We start from the raw sequence: 2,761 nt of genomic DNA, 5'->3' as shown, positions 1-2,761 counted from the left end.
TTATCCTCTACCCAACAAAACACCCAAATGATAAAATCTTGTTGTGACATAGCCTTTTGTTCCTTTATTTCTCTTTGTTTGTCAACTTAAAGTTATAAAGGAGCGGCTATGTCATTTCAACTCACCATAAAAGTCGAGCATCGCGTAAAGTAATATTGTCATTCATCGCCAGCAATCACGTTATTGGCGGGTGGGTGCTTGGGTAGATGATAGTGGCACCAAAAGCACCGAGCGTTATCAGGGCGGGTTGATGCTGGCACTGGATAACCCAACATCATTAAGCGATCTGTTTTACGTAACGGCCAGTCGTGACCTTGGTTTTGCCGGCAAAAAAAGCACTAAAAATTACAGTGCTCACTATTCCGTGCCCTTCGGTTACTGGCTGTTTGGAGTCACGGGTAGCCACTATACCTATGCCCAAACCGTACCGTTATATGGTAGTGGGGATACATTATATCGTGGTGAAGGAAACAGCTTCATTACCCAGCTAAGCCGCGTATTACACCGAAATGCTACATCCAAAACTACCGCCGCCTATGAAGTCAGACTGCGCCAGAGCAAAAATTTTATCGGTAAAGTAAAAGTAGACAATCAAGAACGCCATACCACTGATTGGAAACTGGAGCTGAATCACCGCCATTATCTGGGGACAGCAATACTGGGTGTTGGTGTCAGTTATCAGCGTGGTACTCGCTGGTTCGGGGCACAACCGGCGTTTGAAGAGTGGCGGTCGGGTAACGATCATGCAACTGCACTTTCCAAAATTCTCCAATGGTCAGCAGACCTTGAAGTACCGTTCAGTATCAGTGATCAGTCATTCAGCTATCAGGCGAAATACCTGCATCAGATGAGTAACACACAACTGACTTCACAGGATCAGTTCAGTATCGGCAACCGCTGGACTGTCCGGGGTTTTGACGGTGAACGCTCTTTAAGTGCCGATCGAGGCTGGTATCTCCGGAACACTCTGGCCTGGAAAACCCCATTACCTTCACAAGAGCTTTATCTGGGGATGGACTATAGCGAAGTGGGTGGACGCGGTATGGATGGCTCCCCGTTAATTGGCCAACATCTGGCTGGTGGTGTAGTGGGTATGCGGGGCAATTTGAATATCGCCAATATCAGCTATGACTTTGGCGTTGGTACTCCGTTCTCTAAGCCGGATGGGTTTAAGACCGACCGTACCAATGTGAACTTTAGTGTGAACTGGAACTATTAATTTAGGCAGTCTGATTATGAACAAACACTTATATCGTATTATTTTTAACAAAGCTCGCCAGATGTTTATGGTGGTGGCAGATATTGCCCAGAGTGGTCAAGGAAGTACTGTCCGTCGAACACAAAAATCGAAAACATTAAGTTCGCGCCTATTCAGTCTTTCTTCATTGTCGTTTTCGCTTTATCTAGCCTCTGGGTTAGTTGCAGTTTCCGCACAGCCGAACTCTAATATCGTAGCTGACCACAATGCACCGGGTAATCAGCAGCCGACCGTGCTGGCAACAGCCAATGGCCTGCCACAAATCAATATTCAGACACCGAATGCCGAGGGAATTTCACGCAACCAATACAGCCAGTTTGATGTGGGAACAGGGGGAGCAATCCTCAATAACAGTTACAAAAATACCCAGACTAATTTGGCAGGGATGATAACGGCAAACCCGTGGCTGGCAAAAGGAGAAGCCAAAATCATCCTCAATGAGGTAAACAGCGGTAATACCAGCCGATTGGAAGGTTTTCTGGAAGTTGCTGGGGGACGAGCACATGTCGTGATTGCTAACCCTTCGGGGATAACTTGTAGCGGGTGTGGTTTTATCAATGCCTACAAAACCACTCTGGCCGCAGGACAGGCCATCACTGAAAATGGTCAGTTGAAAGGCTTTAATGTTAACCGGGGACAACTGACGGTAGAAGGCAATGGTATGAATGCACAGAATGCAGCTTATACCGAATTGATTGCCAACGCTGTTAACATGAATGCCAAATTGTACGCCAATGACCTGAACGTGGTGACAGGGCAAAATAATGTCAGCAGTGATATGCAGGTCTTAGCAACCAAGCCTGATGATAATGCGAATAAACCGCAGTTTGCGCTGGATGTTGCTGCCGTAGGCGGTATGTATGCTAATGCCATTACTCTACGTGGTACGGAAAAAGGTGTAGGGGTTCGCAATGCAGGCACAATTGGTGCACTAGCAGGTAATGTAACGATCAGTGCGGACGGTAAAATTGAAAACAGCGGGATGTTGTACAGCCAAAACGCATTACAACTTTCCAACCATGAAGATGTAATTAACTCAGGAAAAGTATTGGTAAAAGCGGATATGATGCTGAATGCTGGTCAGACTCTGCATAATAGTGGAACGATTGTAGCTGTTGGGAATACCACCCTGAATTCAGATAACATCAATAGTACCGCCCAGGGAGCACTGGCAGCGGGTATTGATGCTAATGGAAAAGCTACCGGTACTGGCAATTTGGTGTTGAATGGCCGCCATGAAGTGATAGCTAACGGAAAAAATCTGGCGGGCGGAAATTTGCAAATAACCGGCGGCAGAGTTGATTTACAGCACAGCAAAACTTATGCCAGCAATATTACATTGGCAGCTACACAGGCTGATGTAGATACCTCTCATGGGACATTGGTTGCCAAACATGAACTGAGCCTAGTACTACAGTCGTACGCTCCATTGTGGCATGATAGCTCATGATATATTCTTCCTGAAAATAGGGGGAGGTGTTCAATGCACTCACCTGTCAACCT

The 2,761-nt window shown here is 46.4% G+C and carries 2 protein-coding genes; both read left to right on the top strand.

Features of this window, described 5'->3' with window-relative positions:
• Positions 1-154 precede the first annotated feature (154 nt).
• Complete coding sequence (locus Xets_RS19575; protein ID WP_370588265.1) at positions 155-1,219, top strand: ShlB/FhaC/HecB family hemolysin secretion/activation protein; 1,065 nt, start codon at positions 155-157, stop codon at positions 1,217-1,219.
• A 16-nt stretch (positions 1,220-1,235) separates the two neighbouring features.
• Positions 1,236-2,708 carry a filamentous hemagglutinin N-terminal domain-containing protein gene (locus tag Xets_RS19570; protein ID WP_187652401.1) on the top strand — a complete coding sequence of 491 codons (1,473 nt, stop codon included), beginning with the start codon at positions 1,236-1,238 and terminating at the stop codon, positions 2,706-2,708.
• Positions 2,709-2,761 lie beyond the last annotated feature (53 nt).

It is taken from the genome of Xenorhabdus sp. TS4, from assembly GCF_014467265.1.
In the GTDB taxonomy this organism is placed as follows: Bacteria; Pseudomonadota; Gammaproteobacteria; order Enterobacterales; family Enterobacteriaceae; genus Xenorhabdus; species Xenorhabdus ehlersii.
Note: the sequence above shows the minus strand (reverse complement) of the source record. Positions and strands in the feature narration are given on the sequence as shown.